Below are 22,349 nucleotides of genomic sequence, written 5' to 3' on the forward strand. Positions count from 1 at the left end.
TGGCTCAATAGCGAAGTTTTACTTATTCGGCTGGTCTTGCCGGATTAGTAAAAGGCCAATCTTGAAGACTCTTGGTACAAGAGGCTCCAAGTTGTGCCCGCTATGTTCCAGCCGTTTTTTCTTCCTTGTGGAGAGCGGCATCATAATACCAACTCCGTTGATTTACGGTTCTAACCGAACCTAAGTAAGAATCAATTTAATTTAGTTTTTATTGTTGAGGCTGGCTACTATAAATTCCGAAACCAGCTGTAACTGGAATATTTTGACCAGTGATTGACTTAGCCTCATCGGTAGCTAAGAAGTACATCATATCAGCGATATCTTCTGGTTCAACAATTTTATTCATTGGACTGGCAGCGACAAACTTGTCGATTACCGATTGGGGATTCTTCTGAAACATTGGGGTATTGGTAGGACCGGGAGCAACGTTGTTAACTCGGATACCATATTTTCCATAATCAAGGGCCATTGATTTGACTAGATTAACGACGGCCCCTTTAGCAGCGCTATAAGCAGCCATGTTGTAATCACCCATTAATCCAGAAACGGAGGCAGTATTGATAATTACACCACTTTTTTGTTTGATCATAGCGGGCACAAAATTTTTAGTCATCAGAAAAATTGATTTTACATCAACATTCATGATTCGATCCCAATCTGAGGCCTTGATTTCGTGAACAGCACCGCCGATAAAAATACCGGCATTATTGATGATCGAATCAATTTGTCCGAATTGATCCTGACTGAATTTAGCTAGTTCTTGAACAGATTGTTCATCTGAAACATCAGTTTGTTTAAAGATAACTTTAGTTTTAGGAAATTCTGTGGCTAGATTATCGGCTTTCTTTTGGCCATTTATTTCATCAAAATCAGCCATGACGACTTGCCAATTATGACGGAGAAATTTCTTAGTAGCGCAAAGTCCCATTCCTGAGGCAGCACCAGTAATTACAACTGTTTTCATGATTAACTCCTTTAAAAAAAATTATTTGTGATTTGTTGACTACATTTGATTAATTGATTAGCAATTTTATGTAGTTGATTACGTGGCAAACGATCAAAGGTTCCTGATAGTCCTAAGGAAGCAATAACCTTTTTATCACGAAATATGGGAACGGCAAGGCAACGAATCCCCAGTGTGCTTTCTTCATCATCCAAAGCAAAACCTTTTTCAGTAATGACGTTGAGATTCTGTTGGAAAGTCAGTTGATCATTTAGGGTATATTTAGTTCCAGTAGCGAAGGACAACTGACTAATGATCTTTTGTTGTTCAGCTGGATTTAAAGAGGCCACAATGGCTTTTCCTAGAGCACTTAAATTAACTGGCGTAGTATTTCCTAAGACATCGAATTCTTCAAAATCTTGTTCAACTGGAAAAACTTGAGTAATTACGACAGTTTCATTTTTCAAGACTCCGATAAAAGCGGTCGTGGTGAACTGATCGGTCAGATTTTTGGCAATGGGAATGGAAACAAGTCCTAAACCGTTATAACGGTCACTTGGGATTTCTCGATGGGATAAAAAATAATGATTATTGTTCTTTTTGAGATAGTTTAATTCCACCAATGTAGTTAATAATCGATAAACTGTGGTTTTGTTTAGCTTAAGGGCAATCGATATCTCTGATAAACGTAAACCATTGGTTTGTTTTAATAAATCCAATATTTTCAAACCATTGCGTAAAGTTGATGATGAACTGGTCATAAGTTGTCTCCCATAAATATTAAGATAAATGTTTATTATTAGAATAACAAAAAAGCATCAAAAGTTTCATATACTGAAATTTTTGATGCTTTTTATTTATGTTCATTACTGTGACGGAAACTGTAACCAAAGTAGATTATTAAGCCTAAACCAGTCCAAATGGCATACATTTTCCAAGTGAACGGTTGTAATTGAGTCATTAGATAAATACAGGCAAAGAAAGAGATCAATGGGAATACTGGATAGAAAGGTACTCGAAAGGCTGGTTTCAAATCTCGAGTATTTTTACTGTGACGTAAAAAGATGACCCCGATGGAAGTAACTGCGAAGGCTAGTAAGGTACCGATATTAACTAATTCAGTGATTTTTTCAATCGGAATAACAGCAGCAACAGTGGCAGCAATCAAACCAACTAAGAAAGTACTACTAATGGGTACACCTTGTTTACTTAAGGTTTTAAAACGGGTAGGTAGAAGACCATCACGACTCAAAGAGAATATTAAACGGGTTCCGCCGTAGATGACAACTAGCAAAACAGTCGTCATTCCCATGATAGCGCCAAGTGAAACGATTCCTGAAATCCAATTTAAGTTGAGAATATTTAAAGCATGTGAAACGGGATCGGCTACATTGAGACGTTTATAATTGACGGCACCAACTAACACTAATGAAACTAAACTATACAAAATGGCAACAATTAATAATGAAACAATAATCCCAATCGGCATATTTCGTTTAGGATTTTTAACTTCCTCACTAGCTGATGAAACGGTATCAAAACCTAAGAAGGCATAAAAAGCGACAGCCGCCCCACGACCAATTCCACCAACACCAAAGGGTAAGAAAGGATTGTAATTTTTAGGTTTAACATAAAAGACAGTAACTGCCACGAAAAGCAAAATGACGAATATTTTGACGTAAACCATGATGGTATTAACTTTCATAGATTCATTTAAACCCTGTAATAGTAGAGTTGTAGCAACTAAGACGATGATAAAGGCAATAATATCGAAGCGCCCTTCAGGATTACCAGCAGTTCCCGCGGCTGATTGTAAGACCTTAGGCAACTGGATTCCAAAACCAGCAATTAAGTTACGGAAATAGGCGGACCAACTAACAGCAGTTGAAGAGGCGGCAAAAAGATATTCTGAAATTAAAGACCAGCCCACGATCCAAGCGACAATTTCTCCATAAACTGAATAAGAATAAGTATAGGCGCTACCGGCTAGAGGAATGGTTGATGAAAATTCAGAGTAACAAAAAGCTGCACCAATACAGACAAGAGCAGCTAAAAGATAGGTTAAAACTACTCCTGGTCCAGCATAATTAGCGGCAATAATTCCAGGTGTAATAAAAATACCAGAGCCAACAATTACGCCCACACCCATAATTACTAAATCTTTGGCTGTTAAAGTTCGATTCAAACTGGTTTTTTCATTTAGCAAATCATTAACAATATCTTTTTTTCTGAAAAGTGATGGCATATCTAATGCACTTCCTAACTATATGTAGATTAATTATGACATTTTAATTTAATTGCAGCAAATCTAATTAAAAAGGATATGCCTTTCCGTCGGGACCTGATTAATGATAGTATTCTGGTGTTGAAGAAAATTTAAGGGGTGAACTGAATGAAGTATGATTTTAATAAAATAAATGACCGTCGAAATACTAATGCTGTTAAATGGGACGTAAAGGATAATGAGTTACCTATGTGGGTAGCTGATATGGATATCCAAACTGTTCCAGAAGTCATTGACGCTATGCATAAAGATGTTGATCGTGGTATTTTTGGATATCAATCAGTTCCCAATGAATATTATCGAGCTGTAGCAGATTGGTATAAGAAAGAACATAATTTTGAACCCAAATTGGATTGGTTGGTTTTTAGTACTGGAGTTATGCCTTCAGTAGGTTCAATTCTGCGTCATCTGACGGATGTTGGTGACAATGTTTTGTTACAAGAACCCAATTACAATTCTTTCTATCAAGCTATTACTAACAACGGACACCATGTTTTGAATAGTGAACTTGAATACGCTCATGGAAAATATACTATCAATTGGAAAGACTTAGAAAATAAATTAGCTGATCCACAAACAACCACTATGATTGTCTGTAATCCGCATAATCCAACCGGTCACATTTGGGATCGAGGGACTTTAACTAAAATTGGTAAATTAGCTTTGAAATATCAAGTATTAATTATATCTGACGAAATTCATGGTGATCTAACAATGCCAGGATATGATTATGTCCCCTTTGCCTCATTAGATACAGCAATTGCTAATAATAGTATTTCTTTAGTTTCACCAAGTAAGACTTTTAATTTAGCAGTTTTACATGCAGCCACAATGATCATTCCTAATCAAAATTTACGTGATAAAGCAACTCGAGCAGTGGCAATTGATGGTTCCAATGAACCTGGAGTTTTGGCAATTGATGCTTCAATTGCAGCTTACACTGAAGGCCATGAATGGTTACATGAATTACGAGATTATATTGCTGGTAATCGTGAATATCTAGAAGATTATGTTAAAGAAAATATTCCTGAAATCAGGGTTATTAAAGCACAAGCAACATATTTAGCTTGGCTCGACTGTTCACAAATAACCGTTAAGTCAGATGAATTTAATCAATTTTTACGTGCTGAAACAGGATTATATCTAGCTGAAGGCACTAAGTATAAGGGAAATGGAAATAGTTTCCTACGGCTCAATTTGGCTACTCCTAGATGTAACGTTGAAGATGGCGTGGAACGTTTGAAAAAAGGTGTTGAAAAATATCTAGCTCAAAAATAAATGTTAAAGGAACTTACTGATCTGTATTTAAATCTTACTTATGATTAGTTAGGGTGGAAGTATGTTTAACTTCCCGTCTTCCACAACAAAGCCGATTTGGCTGGAACGCAGTAGGCCGCATTGAACGATGAAGTTCACATCGTCTCCAAGCTCGACCTCATTCTAAGCAATAAATTGCTAAGAATGATTTTACTGCTGAGCCAATCGGCTTTGTTGTTCCAGACTAGAGAACTCTTTGATTGTTATTAATTTTAAACAAAAAATCACACCATATTATTGCGAATCCCTTAAAAGTCGAGGATTCATAAACAATAATCTAGTGTGATTTTTTTGAAGTAATCTATTTACTTGATTAACATCATAATGATTGGCACAACAATCAAACTAAGCAAGGTAGTTTCGGTAACCATGATAGCCGCATAATTGGCGTCAGCGTGGTAAAGCTTAGCAACAACAGGAGCATTAGTCATAACGGGCATAGCAGCCTGTACGATGAAGACTTGTCTCATTAATGGAGTAGCTGGAATGAATAAGAATAATCCGGCCATCAACAAAGGTGCACAGATAAATCGGCCAAAGAGAATCGCCAAGTTGTCTTTTTGGAAAGAGATATTTTTGAGACCGGCATTGTAAATTGAGATACCGATAAAAATCATTGATAATGGAATAGTTAAATTACCTAGGTATTCAAAATCGGACATTAAAAAGTTTGGTAAATGAATGTGTAACATAACCAGAATCAATCCGATGATGAAACCCATTAGTGGTGGAGAAAAAACCTTTTTTAGAGTTGTTTTGAGTTTGAAATGGCCTTTAATCTCACCATCCATTTGAATTAGATAAGTACCTAAAGTCCAGAAGAAAGTCGTATTAGCCATGTAATAGACTAAAACATAAGGCAAACTTTTTTCACCGAATAAGGCCATATTGACGGGGAGACCGACAAAAACGGTATTGGAATTAAAGAACATCGAGGAGAACAATCCTTTATGTTTAGGATCGATTTTTAAGATTTTAATTAATAGGATAGAAACGAAAATCAAAATAGTCATTGAGAGTACAGGAATTGCTAAATCAGGCAACAATTTGATTAATTTTTCAGCCGTAAAATCTTTAGTTATAGTAGAAATCATATAAGTTGGCAAAGCTACTTGTGTAACCATTTTAGCAATCAATTGTGTTGAATTTTCTGAAAACCAGCCCAAATAACTTAAGCCATAACCAACGGCAATTAAACCAATGATGATCAGAATCCCTTGAATACTAGAGAAAAAAACACCCATATAAAAAACACCCTTCGTGAAATATATAACCTTTATGTTACTCTTTTTTGAAAGATTTTGAAAAAAATGAATTCAGAAGTGGTTCGTACCAAATAAATAAACGGTCAGGTGTAAATTCTTGAATTATAAAAATAATATCCTACAATAATCTTTGTAGATCAATTTTGGAGGAACAATTATGGCTTATAAAACAGTTAATCCTTATAATAATGAACTTGTAAAAGAATATCCTGGTACCACATCAGAGGAAATTGAAAGTGCTTTAAGCACTGGTAATACATTATATAAAAAATGGCGAGATGAACCAATCGCCGATCGTGCAATTATTTTACATACTATTGCTGATTTATTGAGAGAAAATGAAGATGAATTAGCCAAGATTGCTACGATTGATATGGGTAAATTACTATCAGAATCAAAGGGGGAAGTGGAGTTATGTGCTATTATCGCTGACTATTATGCCGACAATGGTGCTGAACTTTTGAAACCAACTCCAATCTCCAGTCGCAATACTGGTGATGCCGAAATCTATCACCAGGCAACTGGTATTTTAATGATGGTTGAACCTTGGAATTTCCCTTACTATCAAATCATGCGTGTCTTTGCTCCTAATTTTATGGTTGGAAATCCCATGATTTTAAAACATGCTTCTAATACACCCGGTTCTGCCGCTGCTTTTGCTAAAATTGTGAAAGATGCAGGTGCACCTGAAGGCAGTTTGACTAACTTGTTTGCTAGTTATGATCAAGTTAGTGATATTATTGCAGATCCTCGAGTTCAAGGAGTTGCTTTGACTGGTTCAAAACGGGGTGGTCAATCAGTTGCTGAGAATGCAGGTAAGAATTTAAAGAAGAATTCGATGGAATTAGGTGGCTCAGATGCTTTCGTTGTTCTATCTGATGCCGATGTTGATAAGGCAGTTGACTTAGCTTGGCGTGTCAGAATTTATAATGCTGGTCAAGTATGTACATCTGACAAGAGATTTATTGTTGCCGATAATTTGTATGATGAATTTCTCAAGAAATTAAAAGTTCAGTTTGAAAAGTTGATTCCTGGTGATCCGATGGATCCTAAGACAACCCTTGCACCAATGAATTCAAAACGTGCCAAAGATAAGTTACAAGGTCAAATTGATAAGGCGGTTGCCGGTGGCGCTAAAGTTTATTACGGTGATCAACCAATTGATTTACCTGGTCAATTTTTACAACCAACTATTTTGACTGATATTGACCATGACAATCCAGAATTTTATGACGAAATGTTTGGACCAGTAGCTCAAGTCTTCAAAGTAAGTTCTGACCAAGCTGCCATTGATTTGGCTAATGATTCTGAATTGGGACTTGGTGGAATTGTCGTTTCAGCCGATCCACAACATGGTAAAGCAGTTGCCGAAAAGATTGAAACTGGGATGGTCTTTGTTAATTCCTTCCTAGTATCATTGCCAGAGTTACCATTCGGTGGTGTTAAAGGTTCAGGTTATGGTCGTGAAATGAGCGCTTTGGGACTTAAAGCTTTTACTAATGAAAAATTAATTGTGACTGCCCAAGAACCTGACTGGAATAATCCAGCCGGTGGGTTGGCAATCTTTAGATAAATATAATTCAGAACACGAGATCGTTAAAGATTTCGTGTTTTTTTATATTTAAAAAGATTGTGAATTATTTATTATGTAAGATGTATAATAAATTATATAAACAGTTATAAAAGAGGAGATACTCACATGGACGAAACAAAGAATATCATTAATAATGATTTTAAAGATGTTATGTTGAACCGTCACTCATATCGCGAATTCAAACCTGATGTTAAGATTTCGCGTGAGGAAATATCAGAGATGCTAGAAGAAGCTACGACCGCACCCTCAGCTTGTAACTTACAATCATGGCATTTTGTGGTTTGTGATGATGCAGCTGGTAAGGAAAAAGCTCATTCAGTTATGATGCCTTTCAACTATCCACAAACTGACTCATGCTCAGCGATAATCTTTGTCCTTGGTGACACTCAATCACATTATAAGTATCGTGATGTTTGGAATAAGGCTTGTGAGAATGGTCAGATTACTCCTGAGAAACGTGATCAAGTTTTCAAGACATTCTTACCACTGTATGAACATGCCGATAGAAGTTTCTTAGAAAAAGATGCAACAATCGATGGCAGTATGGTGGCCTTACAATTGTTACTAACCGCTCGTTCTCACGGATATGAAGCTAATCCAATGTCAGGATATGCTTTTGATAAAGTTGCCTCAACCTTTGATTTAGATGATGAACGCTATATTCCTGTGACTGCGATTGCCATTGGTAAACCAGCGGGTGATTTTACTAAGTCAGTCCGTTATAACGTTAAAGAATTAACTGATTTTATTTAATGCTCAATTAAAAAGGAATTGACTAATTTCCATGAAGCCTTTTTTACTCCGAGCTAGTTTTTTATTTTCTATATTGTGTAATTGAAAACTATTAGATAAATTACTTTTTCAAAAAAAGAAACCACACTAGATTATTGTTTATGAATCCTCAATTAAGGGATTCGCAATAATATAGTGTGGCTTTTTTAGAATTAATAACGAGCAAAAAGTTCTCTAGTCTGGAACAACAAAGCCGATTGGTTCAGCAGCAAGTCGGCCTACTGCGTTCCAGCCAAATGTTGAGGGCGGGAAGTTAAGCATACTTGGTCTTAAACGATCATGGGTAAGAATAACTAAATGAATTCTTTATCCCTTATATTTTTAATTAATCTAATTCTTCGGGATCAGTTTCATCTTCATCATCCGATGTAACAATTTTTTCAGAAGCGGGAACTTTAACATGATTACGTTCCTTAATGAAGTAAAGCAAAGTCATAACGACTAAGAATACCACTCCAACCATTAAAGACACGGTTGTTTCAGGGTTCATAAACATGAATACTAGGATAACCAGTAATGAAATAATGGCTAAGTAATTACTCATTGGATAGAAGGGCATCTTGAATGGATGATCCTTCATTTTTGCTTGATTGATTTTTCTAAATCTTAATTCACTTAAGAGAATAACGAACCATGGCACCATTCCTGGTAATACGCTCGAACTATAAACGATTACGAAAATGTTACTTGATGTGTGTAAGAAGAGTGGCAATGAATAGTTTAAAATCAAACCGATCAAGATACCGATTGAAATTGCTAAAACAGGGATATAAGGCACATTGTGTTTTGACAATTTAACGAATGATTTTGGTAGATGTTTTTCCAAACCAAGTGTATAAAGCATTCGGCTAGAGCTGAAGATACCAGAATTACAACCTGACATCGCAGCTGTCAACATGACAAAATTAATAATTTCGGCCGCAAAAGTGATTCCAACTTTAGAGAAAGTCTCTACGAAAGGCGAGCCAATTGTACCTAATTTGTCCCAAGGGTAGATAGCGACGATTACGAAAATAGCTCCAATATAGAAGATTAAAATTCTACCAACGATGGAACGAATGGCTTTAACAATATTTTCTTGAGGATTCTCGGCTTCACCAGCAGTGATACCAATGACTTCAATACCTTGGTAGGAAGCAACAACAATAGATAGGGCGAAGACAAAGCCCTTTAGACCACCAGTGAAGAAGCCACCATGGGTCCAAAGATTGCTGATACCAACGGGATGACCATGATTGCCGACCCCAAAGACGATTACGAAGAAACCTAAAATGATCATCATGATAATTGTCAAAACTTTGATCAAAGCGAACCAGAATTCTAGTTCACCGTAAGCTTTTACGGAAGTTAAGTTGGCCACGCATAACGTTACCACAACGACGACTCCAGCAATCCACTTGGGCATTGTAGGGAACCAAAATTCTAAATAAGTTCCAACGGCAATAACTTCACTGATTCCGACAACTAAGTATTGGAAAACATTGCTCCAAGCAGTCAGATAACCGACTACCGGATGGAGATATTCGGTCGCATATTTGGCAAATGATCCCGTTGAAGGATCCACATACAGCATTTCCCCTAAAGCACGCATAACCATATAAAGAATTAATCCAGCTAACGCATAGGCTACTAAAACGGAAGGACCAGTCCATTTAATAGTTGATGCTGATCCCATAAATAGGCCCACCCCAATGGTTCCACCTAAAGCAATCATTTGCATTTGTCGTGATGATAAACTGCGGCTTAAATTATCTTTAGCCATATTAATCTCGCCCCTTGTTTGTTCACATATTATGAACACGTGTATTTATAACATGGATTATATGATAACGCAATATTGTGAAAATGTCATACGTTTTTTCAGATTGTAATGAAAAAGTACCTATAATGTAAGAATAGTTAATATACATGATAAAAATTAATATATCTTGATTCAATATAAATGTAGTTATATATGTTTACAAATCAGCCTATAAATTAGATAATTGGGAAGATTAATAAAGACACTTTCTAAATCTCAATGCTGATGCGGGATTATAGGCAATAATCTACTGGTTAGATTTGGAATTTTAACGAGGAAAGAATATATGGATATTAATATTTTTATTGAGCGTAGAAAAGCGCTGAAGATATCCCAAGTAAAGCTGTGTAAGGGAATTTGTACACAATCAACGTTAAGCAAGTTTGAAAGTAACGGACGGATTCCATCACTGGTTATTTTAAATAAGTTATGCGAAAGACTTGGCTTGTCAGTTGATGATCTGTATAAAAATTCGATTGAATCAACGACACATATGCGAACAATTCTTAATAAAATTGAGAGTGAATTGATGATGGAACAATATTTCAATGTGTCCGAAAATCTTGCTAGTATAAATGCAGACGATATCAATAATAATACGTTGAAGATGCAATTTTATTATCAAAAAGGATTATTCGCTGCTTTAACCAATGGAAAGATTGAGAGTGTATTCTATTTCTTCTCTCAAATTTTAGATGATTTGGATGAGAAGCATCAAAGTATATTTTCTTATTTGGCATTTGTTGGTTTAGGAATTACCTATTCAAAAAATGAACAAAATGAAAAAGCAGATTTTTATTTTTCAAAAGTTTTGGACTATATTAATATTCATAAGGATGAAACTTTTGATAAAGGAAGTATCAATGCCTATTTGAAAATTTTGACAATTGTATTTTTTACGGCAGAATTTTATATCAAAATGAATAATTATGATATTAGTGTTGAGTTGGTTAATCGGGGTATTAAGTTATGTTCAGAGCAGCATATAACTTATTATTTGCCACGGTTAAAATTTTTGGCAGCTAAAATTGCTATTGGAAAACATGAGCCAAAAGAAGTGGTTGATAATTTATTCACCGAATCACTAGCATTTGCGAAAATTAATCAAAATGAAAACGTTGAATTGAGAATTAATACTTTGCGTAAACAATATGAAGAGAATCAAAATTAATAGATATAAAAGTGAGACTAAGTGTTTCCAAATTTTTTCTTCAATAAGAATTGAAATGAATTATAACAAAAAAACATATCGTATTATTGTGAGTTTATTTAGACACAATAATACGATATGTTTTTTTGATTTTAATTAATTAAGTTGGAAAATTGATGCTATGGTCCGAGTTCTTTAGCCTAAAGATCCACCAATTAGATAAGTGATAGTCATCGTTCCAATACCGACGAGCAAATTTCGCATGACTCCTTTGATACGATTGGAATTTCCCAAGGTGGAACTAATATAACCAGTACATGTTAAAGCCAAAATGACTGCGCCGATTGTTCCGGGAACCTTATAAGGGTAAGGGATGAAGGTTATTGATAGTAAAGGTAGCAATGATCCAATAATGAATGAAAAGAAGGAAGAAATTGCGGCATGCCAGGGATCAAAAAAATGTTGTAATTCAATATTACTATTCGACTTTAAGGTGACATTCAAGGCATCATTTGCCATTAATTGTTTAGCAACTTCTTGTGATAAAGCGGGAGTGAGTCCAGAAGCCTCATAGTGATCTGCTAAACGTGCCATTTCTCCATCATAATCATCATTAATGGTTTGACGTTGTAATCGAGTCATGGTCTTTTGAGTATCTCGCTGAGTGCTAACAGAAACATACTCACCACCACCCATTGATAGTGCTCCAGCAAACATCCCTGACAATCCAGCAATAAATAGGGTAGTCTGACTTTGTTGCGCTCCAGCTACGCCAATAACGATTCCAGCGACAGAAACAATTCCGTCATTAGCCCCTAAAACACCAGCTCGAATGATATTTAATTGTTCAGAGAGATGAAACTTTTGAATTAACCTCTGAGAAAGTGAATTGTCTTTTGATGCTGAAAAAGATTTCATAATAATTGTTGTCCCTACTTTGAGCGTTTACCAAAAAGTATAGCATTGGAAATTTTGTTTATAAATGTGTATTTGATTGTGGAACATTATTTTTATAATTGAACATAAAAAGCATCCCCAAAAATGAGGATGCTAAAAATTAAATTCTTCTTTTTCTAATTATATATGTAGGAACTAATCCTAAAAGCATGAAACCAACGAGCATATAAGCAAGATTAGCATCCTTAGTACCAGTTTGTGGAAGTCTGTCATACGAGGTCCCTGGTTGATAAGAACTTGGATTACCAGGATTGAATCCAGTTGAAGTACCGGGATTGCCGCCACCGTTACCACCAGATCCACCATTGTTGCCACCGGGAACTCCAGGAACATATGAACCACCAGGATTACCAGGTGTAGTTATATGAGTATTGGTAATAGTTACATTATTGTCAGTAGTATTTTCACTGGCTGTATAACTAGAAACAGTGTCTTCCTGAACAGTATATTGGGTATCTTTATCAAGATTGTTCCAGGTATAAGTCCAGTTATTATCATTGTTTAAAGTAATTGGATCGCCTATGACAGAACCATTGGCATATAAGTGAACTGTAACATTGTTAGGACGAAGTTGATCTTGATTGTTGTTATCGTTCCAAACTTTATTGACGGTTAATTGAGTTTTGTCAGTAGGCGGTGTAGTTGTTTTAGGCGTGTGAGTATTGGTAATAGTAATATTATTAGAATCTATTTTATCAATGTTAGTTGCATAGCCAGGAACGGGTTCTTCTTGAACAGAATAATTAACGTTCTTATCAAGGTTGGTAAATTCATGTGACCAATTGTTGTCGGAATTTAAAATAATAGGATCACCCTGAGCTTTGTCATCAGCTAAAAGTTGAACTTTAACTTGGCCAGGACGAATTTGATCCTTATTATTACTGTCACTCCAAACTTTAGAAACATTTAGATAAGTCTTATCGTCAGCAGGAGGAGTAGTTGTCTTAGGTGTATGAGTATTAGTAATGGTGATATTGTTACCATCAATTTTATCGATGTTAGTTGCATAGCCAGGAACAGGTTCCTCTTGAACAGAATAATTAACATTCTTATCAAGGTTAGTAAATTCATGTGACCAATTGTTTCCAGCGTTTAAAATAATGGGATCACCTTGAACTTTGCCATCAGCTAAAAGTTGAACTTTAACTTGGCCAGGACGAATTTGATCCTTATTATTACTGTCACTCCAAACCTTTGTGACATTTAAGCTAGTCTTATCATCAGTAGGAGGGGTAGTTGTCGTAGGCGTATGAGTATTAGTAATGGTGATGTTGTTACCGTTGCCAGATTGAGATGGCGTATAACCTGAAACGGAATCTTCTTGAACATGGTAAGTTAGTTTACTATCTAAATCTTTCCAAGTTGTTGTCCAATTATTAGTTTCGTCCAAGGTAGCTTTTTGAATCACATTATTATCACTATCTAATAACTGTACATTAACTGAAGTAGGACGAATTTTATCCTTATCATTTTCATCGTTCCACTTTTTTGTAACGGTAAAATCAGTATTATTGTCAGTTGGTGGAGTAGTAGATTTAAGAGTATTTGTAATGATGGTATCGTTGGTATCAGCTTTATCAATATTAACCGCATAATTATTATCAGGGTCGATTTCTTGGACGGAATAAGTAATATCCTTGCCATCAGCTTGTTTAGCTAAATCATTCCAAGTGTGTGTCCAGTTATCATCGCTAGCTTTATCACCGGTTATAGTGATTGGATCGCCACTAGGTTCACCATTAGCAAATAGTTGAATTTTTATTGAAGTAGGACGCTTGCCAGTATCATTGTTATTGTCGGCCCATTTTTTTGTGACTGTGAAATTGCGGGTATCATCAGTCGGGGTGGTTGAGTCCCGAGTATTAGTAATTGTTTCTTCAGTTTTGTCATTATTGTATGAAATTGTTGGATTATTATAGCCATCTGGAACGGAAACCTCTTTGGCAGTATAAGTTATTTCCTTATTGTCACTGTCATATTTGGGAAGTTGATTAGTGGCATTAGCTGTATTATTTGGATCGTCTGCACCAAACGTATACGACCAATTATTGTCATTATTTAATGTTTCCGGAGTACCAAGTGCTTTCGCACCTTGATTATTATCATTGGCATAAAGCTGTACCTGAATTTCAGTGGGACGAGAGGCGTAGTTATTGTCATCCCATTTTTTTGTTACGTTTAAATTAGTTGCTAACGTATTAGTTATGGTTTTATCGTAAGAATTCCCATAATTGTAGCTATCTGTTGCAATATATTTTTTAGAAGCGTTTATTTCAGATGTATACCAAATAGTATCCTTGGCCAATCCTGTAAAGGTATAAGTCCAATTGTTATCTTTAGACAAATGTATATCATCAGGATAGCCGGTTGGCCGTAAATTATTTCCATCGAAAATACCAATTGTAATGGGGGCATGATTATTTTGTTCTTTTCCGTCATTCCAGACTTTAGTGATTGTATATTTGGTTTTATCAGGTGTCAAAATATTAGTAATATCGTAATTACCATAGGCTGTACTTGGCTGCGAAGTAAATCCATATACACTATTTTCTGAGACAGTATACTTATATGGATTGCCTTCATTATCAAATTTTGGGAGATTGTTAAATACATAACTCCAATCATTATCAACACTGGCTATTTGAGTACTGTAAGGATTGCCATTTTGAAGTAAATTGATTGTAACTTCGTCAGGATGATTAGTACCAACTGGGACATTCCAAATTTTGTGTCCCATTAATGATGTAATTTCATCACCTGTGCCGGCCACACTGTTAAATTGATTGGTAGCAATGTTAACTGGAACGTTAGATATTTCCCTTTTATTGGATAGTAAATCACCTGTATTGCTGTAAGAAGTTGATAAATTATCAGCATTATCGATATGGGTACAATAGTTAATCAGAACAGTTTGGTTAATATCACCAAGTTCAACTTTAAATCCAGTATCAGTTTTTATGGCGATTTTATCAGCCAATTTATTAACAGAATCCTCAATTACTTGACCCGTGGTGTGATTACTTGTAGCCGAATTAATGGTTATTGGATGATCCGCATCAGTTAATAAGGTTTGATTTTTACCAATAGTGTCTAGATAAGTTGCATTTGGAATGGAATCACCCTTGTAGTTAACTCGAACGGTCCATTTGATAATGTCGTTGTCTAATCCCCCATATTTGTAAAGAATTTCATCTGGATTGGGAATAGATGGTGTGACAACTACCGAACCTGTACTTCCTGTATCAGTGGAAGATGATCCTTGGGTTATCCAGCTAAGATCGACATTTTGCTCTTTAGAAATAAAGTTGGTATCCCAATTAACTGATACTTGAAATGAACCTACTACAGGACTTGTTTTAGATTTATTTGCTGCATAATCGTTGAATACGATAGTAATTTTACGTGTATCTTTATCCAGTGTACCGTCACCTATTTTATTTCCGGTACCTGTTTCATAAATGGGTTTATCTTTAGCACCATTTTTCAGAGAAAGCTCTGAAGGAACGTTGACAATCATGGTATCACCAGAGTGAAGTACTTCATTTTGACCATCTTTTTTAGAGGAGAACTCCCAGTATGCAATCATGTCATCATACTGACCAAATTTATCTTTTACTGTGCCAGTTGAGTCTTGTAATTGAACTTTCGTAATCAGCGAGTTTCCCCAGTCTTTAGTAGTGGCTGAATTAGTGTTGCTATCAGCTGCATTAACAATATTTACAGAGCTAGACATAAAAATAGATAAAAGTATGACTAGTAGACTAAATATGTTATTTCCCTTTTTAAACATATTTAAAATCTCCCTCAATTAAAAATTTACTTTAAATAACGGCCAAAAGCCTTATGTATCACATGATACACCTAATATTAAAAAAATTATATTGATTAGAATGACTTAATAATTATTTAAACGGTCTATAATATGAAGTCTATGAACTTCTACAAATTTGGAGGAAAACCATGGCCACACTTGAAGTAAAAGATCTTCATGTTGAAATTGAAGATGAAGAACGTAAAACCAGAAAAGAAATCCTAAAAGGTGTCAATCTTAAGATGGAAACAGGTGAGATTCATGCCATCATGGGTCCCAATGGGACTGGTAAATCAACTTTGTCACAAACTATTATGGGGCAAACAAATTATCATGTTACACAAGGGGACATTTTGCTTAATGGTGAGAGTATTTTGGAAATGCCAGTTGATGAACGGGCTCGTAAAGGCTTGTTTTTGGCCATGCAATACCCAGCCGAGATTCAAGGTGTGACCAATGCAGAATTTTTGCGTGCTGCGATCAATGCTCGTCGTCCAGAAAATGATCAAATTTCTGTCATGGATTTCTTAAAGGAACTAGATAAAAACTTGGAATTATTGGATATGAGCCAATCAATGACTGAAAGATATCTCAACGAGGGTTTTTCCGGTGGGGAAAAGAAACGGAACGAAATTCTTCAATTATTGATGATCAAACCTAACTTCGCACTCTTAGATGAAATTGATTCTGGTCTAGATATTGATGCCCTAAAAGTTGTTTCCAAAGGTGTTAACTCTATGCGTAGCGATAACTTTGGTGCCTTGATTATTACTCATTATCAGAGATTGCTTAATTACATTAAACCTGATGTTGTGCATGTGATGATGGGTGGTCGCATAGTTAAAACTGGTGAGGCTAATTTGGCAGAAAGACTGGAAGATGAAGGTTATGCTGGTTTGCGTGATGAATTAGGCTTAGATGTCAAATTGGTCGATGAGGATTAGGAGGTAGTGAAATGATATCAGATAAATTAATTCAAATCGCTACTGCTAATGAGGAACCAGACTGGTTTATTCAAAAGCGTCAGGCAGCGTTTGATTTGATTGATAAATTAGCTTTGCCAGAAATTCAACGCTTTAATTATCGAAATTGGCAAATGTTACCAGAAATTACGAAAATTATTTCTAATCCAATTACGGAGCAAGCAGATTATGTATTAACTGATATTTTTGAAGCAATTAAGAAATACCCTGAATTGATACAAAAATATTATATGAATCAAGTTATTAAAGCAGATGAAAATAAATTTACTGCCTATCACACGGCATTTTTAAATAGTGGAATTTTTTTGTATGTACCTAAAAATACAGTGATTGCTAAACCAATCGAAATTAATCTTATTCAGAACGCTGATGAACCGTTTGTCTCACATATTTTAATTGTGGCAGAAGAGAATACTCAGTTCTCATTCATTCAAAAAATGACCACTCAAGGTGATCAAAAAGCGGTTGCTAATTGTATTGTAGAGATTGTTGCCAAAGCCAACAGTGTTATTAAATATGCAGCGGTGGATGAATTAGGTCAGAATGTGACCTCATATTTAAGCCGTCGAGCTTCAGTTGGTCAAAATGCATATGTTGATTGGTCAATTGGTTTGATGAACGATGGAAATACAATTGCTGATTTTGATACTGATTTGTACGGAGAAGGTTCACATTCAGAAATCAAAGTGGTTGATATTACTTCTGATCGTCAACAAGAGGGTGTTAATACGCGAGTAACTAATTACGGTAAACACTCGATAGGTCATATTAATCAACGTGGAGTTATCATGGATCGTTCACGATTAGTCTTTAATGGAATAGGTCATATTATTCATGGTGCTTCAGGTGCGAATGCTGAACAGCAAAATCGAGTTTTAATGATGTCCAGTAAAGCTCGTGGGGATGCCAATCCAATCTTATTGATCGATGAAAATGATGTCATAGCCGGACATGCTGCTAGTGTCGGACAAGTCGATGCGAAGCAACTTTATTATTTAATGAGTCGTGGAATTGATGAAAAAACTGCGCAACGTATGGTTATTAGGGGTTTCTTAGGGGATGTTTTAGTGGCAATTCCGTCAAAAGAAATCCGTGAACAATTAGTTCAAACAATTGAGAGGAAGTTGGAAAATGGACAACAGATTTCAGAAAACTAGAAATGATTTTCCAATTCTCAATCAAAAAGTAAATGATGAATCACTAGTTTATTTGGATAACGCTGCGACTAGTCAAAAGCCTAATCAAGTAATTGATGAGCTGGTTAGATTTTATCGTAACGACAATGCCAACGTACATCGAAGTGTGCATACACTAGGTGAAAGAGCGACCGAAGAATACGAAACTGCTCGTCAAAAGGTTCAAAAGTTTATCAATGCTAAAGATACTCGGGAAGTTATTTTTACCAAGGGTACAACGGACAGTTTGAATTTAGTTGCAAGTACCTATGGTGCAGAAAATATTACCGCCAGTGATGAAATTGTGATTTCAATTATGGAACATCACAGCAATTTGATTCCTTGGCAGCAGTTGGCCATTAAAAAAGGCGCCACTTTAAAATATATTGGATTGACCGCTGATGGGCAGCTTGATATGGAAGATGCTCAAAGTAAAATAACTGATAAAACCAAGATAGTTGCGATAGCACATGTCAGTAATGTATTGGGTGTTACCAATGATATTAAAAAAATAGCACAAATCGCTCACAGTCATAACGCCGTTATTGTAGTGGATGGTGCGCAGGCAGTACCACATATGAAAGTTGATGTTCAGGATTTGAAGGTTGATTTTTATGCATTTTCAGGACACAAGATGTTGGGACCAATGGGAATTGGTGTTTTGTATGGTAAAACCGCGCTGTTAAATAAAATGTCACCTTATCAATACGGTGGTGAGATGATCGATTTTGTTGAAAAAGATTTTAGCACATGGACTGAATTACCTTGGAAATTTGAAGCTGGGACGCAAAATGTTGCAGGAGCAATTGGCTTAGGTAGGGCGATTGATTATTTAACAACAATTGGTATGGATAATATTGCTAAATATGAAACTGAGTTAGTAAGTTATTTATTACCTAGACTGTTAAGAATTGATAGTATTGAGGTTTATGGACCACATGACGTTGGTATTCATAACGGTGTTGTATCATTTAATATTAAGGGATTACACCCACATGACGTGGCCACAGCCTTAGATATGGATGGTGTAGCTGTCAGAGCGGGACATCATTGTGCCCAACCATTGATGAAATATTTAGGAGTCGTAGCAACGGTCCGAGCTAGTTTTTATTTTTACAATTCTAAGGCTGATGCCGATAAATTATTGCAGGCAATTGCTGAAACAAAGGAGTTTTTCAACGTATGAGTTTAGCTGGATTAAATAATTTATATCGTGAAGTGATACTTGACCATTCAGAACATCCACACCACAAACATCTATTAAATAATGCAACCAACAAGATTACTTTGAAAAATCCTACTTGTGGTGATGTAATCAATTTGGAAATTCAACTGACGGGTGAAATGGTTACAGATATTGGCTTTACCGGTGATGGTTGTACAATCAGCCAATCATCAGCCAGTATGATGACTGATGCTGTAGTTGGTAAAAGTATTTCTGAAAGTATCGAAATGGCCCATATTTTTTCAGATATGGTTATGGGACAAAAGCATTCACAATCTGATTTGGACAAATTAGGTGATGCAGCCATTTTATCTAGTGTGATGAAATTTCCTGCTCGAATAAAATGTGCGACCTTATGTTGGTGGGCCTTGAGAAAATCGTTAGGAGAAGAAGACGATGATTGATTTAAATAGTTCTGATTATGAATATGGTTTCCATGACGATATCAAACCAAAATATTCTACTGGACGTGGTTTAACGGAAGAGACTGTTCGAGAAATTTCGGCTGAAAAGCATGAGCCACAATGGATGCTCGACTATCGTTTGCAATCATACGAAACTTATAAGAAATTACCAATGCCTGATTTTGGACCAGATCTATCAGATTTGGATTTGAAAAACATGCTATATTATCAAAAAATGACTGATAAAAAATATCGTGATTGGGAACAAGTACCGGATAAATTGAAAGAAACTTTTGATCGATTGGGAGTACCTGAAGCTGAAAGAAAATATTTGGCAGGCTCATCAGCGCAATATGAGTCAGAAGTGGTCTACCACAATATGCGTGATGAGTTTGAAAAATTAGGGATCCTTTTCACTGATACAGACAGTGCTTTACGCGAATACCCAGAATTATTCAAAAAATGGTTTGGTAAATTGGTTAAGCCAACTGACAATAAGTTTGCGGCTTTAAACGGAGCAGTTTGGTCAGGTGGATCATTCATCTATGTTCCTAAGGGGGTTCGATCAGATATTCCAATTCAATCATATTTTCGCTTAAATTCAGAAAATTCTGGTCAATTTGAGAGAACTTTGATTATTGTTGATGAGGGTGCCAAAGTCGATTATGTTGAAGGATGTACGGCACCCAATTACTCCTCTGATAGTTTACATGCGGCTGTAGTAGAGGTTAATGTTCAAAAAGATGCTTATTGTCGTTATACAACGATACAAAATTGGTCGGATAATGTTTATAGTTTGGAAACTAAGCGAGCTGCTGCCGATGAAAATGCCACGATGGAGTGGGTTGATGGCAACCTCGGCTCGAAAGTAACTATGAAATACCCAAGCGTTTATCTTAACGGTGAAAATGCTCGCGGTACAATGCTATCAATTGCTGTTGCTAGTAATGGAATCCATCAAGATTCCGGTGCCAGGATGATTCATAATGCTAAGAACACTTCGAGCTCGATAGTTTCTAAATCAATTGCCCAAACTGGCGGTTCGGTTGATTATCGGGGGACAGTTAGATTTGGTAAACATTCAGATGGCTCTAAGGCTCATGTGGAATGCGATACCATTATTATGGATGATCAATCTTCTTCAGATACAATTCCATATAACGAAATCTCCAACGCTAATGTTTCAATGGAACATGAAGCTAGAGTTTCCAAAATTTCTGAAGAACAATTATATTATTTAATGAGTCGTGGTATTTCTGAGGCTAAGGCTACCGAAATGATAGTTATGGGATTTGTGGAACCATTTACGAAAAAGTTACCGATGGAATATGCTGTGGAATTGAATCGCTTGATCAGTTATGAGATGGAAGGTTCAATTGGATAAAAATAATCACATCAAAAATGATGTGATTATTTTTTTATATACAAGGTACAATTATTGGTAACCAATGGAGGTATTAACTATGGATAAATACCGATTAACAGAATCCGATTTTGAGGCATACACAGAGTTGTTTTATTATTCTTTTAATATTGATCCCAATGAGGCTGATAAAAAGACGGTTAGAGCAATGTATGAGCATGCTGATGTCTACGGCTCTAAGGTTAATGGTCAATTAATGACATCAGTTATGTGTTTACCTTTGATGACTAATTTTTTTGGTAGGAAGTTTAAAATAACTAGTTTTGCCAATGTAATGAGTGCGCCAGAATATTCTAACAGTAAGGGAATCAATATTTTAACTAATCAGGCAATGATCGATATGCATCAAAATAATGTGGTTTTGTCGTATTTAGACCCATTTTCATATGATTATTATCGTCGCTTTGGTTATGAGCAGGTTTTTGAATTATTGAAAATGACAATTCCATTTAATAAATTTGCTAAACGTCCCCAAGCAACTACGGGATATATCAAGCGCTATAAGTTTTTTGAGGTAGCGGATGAGATCCATGGTATTTTTGATAAATATAATACGCACGGTGGAATTGTTGAGGAGCCTTGGTTATGGGATATTTTAAAATTACGTTATCCCAATTATTTGGCCGCATTGACGTTTGATGATAATAAGGTCACTGGATATTTAATCTATTCTATTGAAAATAAAATTTTTACTATTCACGATATTATTTATCAAACGACTGATAGTTTTCTTAATATGATGCATTTTATTAGAAAACATAGCTCAATTTGTAAAACCTTAGTTATAAGATCCGCTGATACTAATCTGAAACCAGACGTGTTCGTGACAGATCCGTTGGCTACTAAAGTGGAGATTGACCCATTTATGATGGTTAGAATAATTGATTTATCTGAATTTATGACGAATTATCCCACTCAAATGGATAATGTAGGTACCATCAGAATTAATGTTACAGATGATTTAGCTTGGAACAATCATCTTTGGGATTTATCAATTTATAACGGTAAAGTGAAATTTGTTGAATCCGCTGCTACTATTGGTGACGTTTCAGTAGATATTCAAACTTTAACGAAAGCTATGTTTGGTTATCAAAGATTGGAGGAGTCATTTATGATTGGTGAGGTTCTGGGTGATTTGGATAAGATAAGAACTATTGATCAAATTTTCATCAACGAACCAGCGCAATTAAATGGTGAATTCTAATTTTGATATAATATTGATAAA

The 22,349-nt window shown here is 35.7% G+C and carries 17 protein-coding genes; 10 read left to right on the forward strand and 7 right to left on the reverse strand.

Annotation, left to right across the window (positions count from 1 at the left end):
• Positions 1-208 precede the first annotated feature (208 nt).
• The 3 genes from IV57_RS10410 to IV57_RS10420 form a co-directional block, all read right to left on the reverse strand.
• Entirely contained in the window at positions 209-964 is a 756-nt protein-coding gene (locus tag IV57_RS10410; protein WP_236704357.1) for an SDR family NAD(P)-dependent oxidoreductase, read from the reverse strand.
• An 11-nt stretch (positions 965-975) separates the two neighbouring features.
• Positions 976-1,704, reverse strand: a complete 729-nt coding sequence (locus tag IV57_RS10415; protein WP_057881461.1) for an IclR family transcriptional regulator — start codon at positions 1,702-1,704, stop codon at positions 976-978.
• A 92-nt stretch (positions 1,705-1,796) separates the two neighbouring features.
• The gene (locus IV57_RS10420) at positions 1,797-3,188 is read right to left on the reverse strand and encodes an amino acid permease (protein WP_057881462.1); all 1,392 of its coding nucleotides are present in this window, start codon (positions 3,186-3,188) and stop codon (positions 1,797-1,799) included.
• A gap of 147 nt (positions 3,189-3,335) precedes the next feature.
• Here IV57_RS10420 and IV57_RS10425 point away from each other — a divergent pair, with 147 nt between their 5' ends.
• On the forward strand, positions 3,336-4,505 hold the full coding sequence (locus tag IV57_RS10425; protein ID WP_057881463.1) for a MalY/PatB family protein: 1,170 nt from the start codon (positions 3,336-3,338) through the stop codon (positions 4,503-4,505).
• A 344-nt stretch (positions 4,506-4,849) separates the two neighbouring features.
• Here IV57_RS10425 and IV57_RS10430 read toward each other — a convergent pair whose 3' ends face one another.
• Complete coding sequence (locus tag IV57_RS10430; RefSeq protein ID WP_057881464.1) at positions 4,850-5,788, reverse strand: AEC family transporter; 939 nt, start codon at positions 5,786-5,788, stop codon at positions 4,850-4,852.
• Positions 5,789-5,966: 178 nt separating this feature from the next.
• Between IV57_RS10430 and IV57_RS10435 the strand changes: the two genes are divergently transcribed.
• The gene (locus tag IV57_RS10435) at positions 5,967-7,382 is read left to right on the forward strand and encodes an NAD-dependent succinate-semialdehyde dehydrogenase (RefSeq protein ID WP_057881465.1); all 1,416 of its coding nucleotides are present in this window, start codon (positions 5,967-5,969) and stop codon (positions 7,380-7,382) included.
• Positions 7,383-7,508: 126 nt separating this feature from the next.
• Positions 7,509-8,156 carry a nitroreductase family protein gene (locus IV57_RS10440; RefSeq protein ID WP_057881466.1) on the forward strand — a complete coding sequence of 216 codons (648 nt, stop codon included), beginning with the start codon at positions 7,509-7,511 and terminating at the stop codon, positions 8,154-8,156.
• 364 nt (positions 8,157-8,520) lie between these two features.
• Here IV57_RS10440 and IV57_RS10445 read toward each other — a convergent pair whose 3' ends face one another.
• Positions 8,521-9,957 (reverse strand): amino acid permease, encoded by a 1,437-nt coding sequence (locus tag IV57_RS10445; RefSeq protein ID WP_057881467.1) that lies wholly within the window; start codon positions 9,955-9,957, stop codon positions 8,521-8,523.
• Positions 9,958-10,282: 325 nt separating this feature from the next.
• Between IV57_RS10445 and IV57_RS10450 the strand changes: the two genes are divergently transcribed.
• Positions 10,283-11,167, forward strand: a complete 885-nt coding sequence (locus tag IV57_RS10450; RefSeq protein ID WP_057881468.1) for a helix-turn-helix domain-containing protein — start codon at positions 10,283-10,285, stop codon at positions 11,165-11,167.
• Positions 11,168-11,341: 174 nt separating this feature from the next.
• Here the strand turns inward: IV57_RS10450 and IV57_RS10455 are convergent, their stop codons facing one another.
• Together IV57_RS10455 and IV57_RS10460 are read right to left on the reverse strand one after the other, a co-directional pair.
• Positions 11,342-12,064, reverse strand: a complete 723-nt coding sequence (locus IV57_RS10455; RefSeq protein ID WP_057881469.1) for a VIT1/CCC1 transporter family protein — start codon at positions 12,062-12,064, stop codon at positions 11,342-11,344.
• A gap of 139 nt (positions 12,065-12,203) precedes the next feature.
• Entirely contained in the window at positions 12,204-15,893 is a 3,690-nt protein-coding gene (locus tag IV57_RS10460) for a Cna B-type domain-containing protein (protein ID WP_057881470.1), read from the reverse strand.
• Between the two features lie 170 nt (positions 15,894-16,063).
• Between IV57_RS10460 and sufC the strand changes: the two genes are divergently transcribed.
• From sufC to IV57_RS10490, 6 genes are all read left to right on the forward strand, one after another.
• Positions 16,064-16,858, forward strand: a complete 795-nt coding sequence (sufC, locus tag IV57_RS10465) for a Fe-S cluster assembly ATPase SufC (protein ID WP_057881471.1) — start codon at positions 16,064-16,066, stop codon at positions 16,856-16,858.
• An 11-nt stretch (positions 16,859-16,869) separates the two neighbouring features.
• Positions 16,870-18,054 carry a Fe-S cluster assembly protein SufD gene (gene sufD, locus IV57_RS10470; protein ID WP_057881472.1) on the forward strand — a complete coding sequence of 395 codons (1,185 nt, stop codon included), beginning with the start codon at positions 16,870-16,872 and terminating at the stop codon, positions 18,052-18,054.
• The gene (locus tag IV57_RS10475; RefSeq protein WP_057881473.1) at positions 18,029-19,258 is read left to right on the forward strand and encodes a cysteine desulfurase; all 1,230 of its coding nucleotides are present in this window, start codon (positions 18,029-18,031) and stop codon (positions 19,256-19,258) included. The genes sufD and IV57_RS10475 overlap by 26 nt, the downstream gene beginning before the upstream one ends.
• A complete protein-coding gene (sufU, locus tag IV57_RS10480) occupies positions 19,255-19,701 on the forward strand; it encodes a Fe-S cluster assembly sulfur transfer protein SufU (RefSeq protein ID WP_057881474.1) in 447 nt (148 codons plus the stop codon). The genes IV57_RS10475 and sufU overlap by 4 nt, the downstream gene beginning before the upstream one ends.
• Positions 19,694-21,085: a Fe-S cluster assembly protein SufB gene (gene sufB / locus IV57_RS10485; RefSeq protein WP_057881475.1), complete on the forward strand. Its 1,392-nt coding sequence runs from the start codon at positions 19,694-19,696 to the stop codon at positions 21,083-21,085. The genes sufU and sufB overlap by 8 nt, the downstream gene beginning before the upstream one ends.
• A gap of 79 nt (positions 21,086-21,164) precedes the next feature.
• Entirely contained in the window at positions 21,165-22,328 is a 1,164-nt protein-coding gene (locus IV57_RS10490; protein WP_057881476.1) for a GNAT family N-acetyltransferase, read from the forward strand.
• Positions 22,329-22,349: the final 21 nt, after the last annotated feature.

Origin of the sequence: Companilactobacillus kimchiensis, from assembly GCF_001438805.1 — a bacterium.
Taxonomy (GTDB): domain Bacteria; phylum Bacillota; class Bacilli; order Lactobacillales; family Lactobacillaceae; genus Companilactobacillus; species Companilactobacillus kimchiensis.

Bases quoted from the DNA above. Each gene is read 5' to 3' on its own strand.
- IV57_RS10410 (WP_236704357.1), bottom strand. From the start codon at position 964: ATGAAAACAGTTGTAATTACTGGTGCTGCCTCAGGAATGGGACTTTGC.
- IV57_RS10415 (WP_057881461.1), bottom strand. From the start codon at position 1,704: ATGACCAGTTCATCATCAACTTTACGCAATGGTTTGAAAATATTGGAT.
- IV57_RS10420 (WP_057881462.1), bottom strand. From the start codon at position 3,188: ATGCCATCACTTTTCAGAAAAAAAGATATTGTTAATGATTTGCTAAAT.
- IV57_RS10425 (WP_057881463.1), top strand. From the start codon at position 3,336: ATGAAGTATGATTTTAATAAAATAAATGACCGTCGAAATACTAATGCT.
- IV57_RS10430 (WP_057881464.1), bottom strand. From the start codon at position 5,788: ATGGGTGTTTTTTTCTCTAGTATTCAAGGGATTCTGATCATCATTGGT.
- IV57_RS10435 (WP_057881465.1), top strand. From the start codon at position 5,967: ATGGCTTATAAAACAGTTAATCCTTATAATAATGAACTTGTAAAAGAA.
- IV57_RS10440 (WP_057881466.1), top strand. From the start codon at position 7,509: ATGGACGAAACAAAGAATATCATTAATAATGATTTTAAAGATGTTATG.
- IV57_RS10445 (WP_057881467.1), bottom strand. From the start codon at position 9,957: ATGGCTAAAGATAATTTAAGCCGCAGTTTATCATCACGACAAATGCAA.
- IV57_RS10450 (WP_057881468.1), top strand. From the start codon at position 10,283: ATGGATATTAATATTTTTATTGAGCGTAGAAAAGCGCTGAAGATATCC.
- IV57_RS10455 (WP_057881469.1), bottom strand. From the start codon at position 12,064: ATGAAATCTTTTTCAGCATCAAAAGACAATTCACTTTCTCAGAGGTTA.
- IV57_RS10460 (WP_057881470.1), bottom strand. From the start codon at position 15,893: ATGTTTAAAAAGGGAAATAACATATTTAGTCTACTAGTCATACTTTTA.
- sufC (WP_057881471.1), top strand. From the start codon at position 16,064: ATGGCCACACTTGAAGTAAAAGATCTTCATGTTGAAATTGAAGATGAA.
- sufD (WP_057881472.1), top strand. From the start codon at position 16,870: ATGATATCAGATAAATTAATTCAAATCGCTACTGCTAATGAGGAACCA.
- IV57_RS10475 (WP_057881473.1), top strand. From the start codon at position 18,029: ATGGACAACAGATTTCAGAAAACTAGAAATGATTTTCCAATTCTCAAT.
- sufU (WP_057881474.1), top strand. From the start codon at position 19,255: ATGAGTTTAGCTGGATTAAATAATTTATATCGTGAAGTGATACTTGAC.
- sufB (WP_057881475.1), top strand. From the start codon at position 19,694: ATGATTGATTTAAATAGTTCTGATTATGAATATGGTTTCCATGACGAT.
- IV57_RS10490 (WP_057881476.1), top strand. From the start codon at position 21,165: ATGGATAAATACCGATTAACAGAATCCGATTTTGAGGCATACACAGAG.